This window comes from Candidatus Skiveiella danica (assembly GCF_022705245.1).
Taxonomy (GTDB): domain Bacteria; phylum Pseudomonadota; class Gammaproteobacteria; order Burkholderiales; family Burkholderiaceae_C; genus Skiveiella; species Skiveiella danica.
The window spans coordinates 347-591 of the sequence record NZ_JAKJEW010000152.1 but is presented as its reverse complement, the minus strand read 5'-3'; the positions used below and the strand labels follow the sequence as shown (position 1 = coordinate 591).

Genomic DNA, 245 nt, shown 5'->3' with positions numbered 1-245 from the left:
CTACCTGAACATCGACAAGGTCATCAAGCTGATCCGCGAGTCGGACGAGCCGAAGAAGGACCTGATGGCCAAGTTCAAGCTCAGCGACATTCAGGCCGAGGACATCCTGGAAATCCGCCTGCGCCAACTGGCCCGACTGGAGAAGATCAAGATCGAGGCCGAACTCGACGCGCTGCGTCTGGAGCAAGGCCAGTTGCAGGCGCTGCTGGCCGACGAGACCGCCCGGCGCCGGCTGATCATCGGCG

General features: G+C 62.4%; 1 protein-coding gene. It reads left to right on the top strand.

Annotated features, from left to right (window positions below):
- On the top strand, positions 1-245 hold a 245-nt coding region (locus tag ACMUOY_RS20635), incomplete at both ends, for a DNA gyrase subunit A (protein ID WP_413894581.1).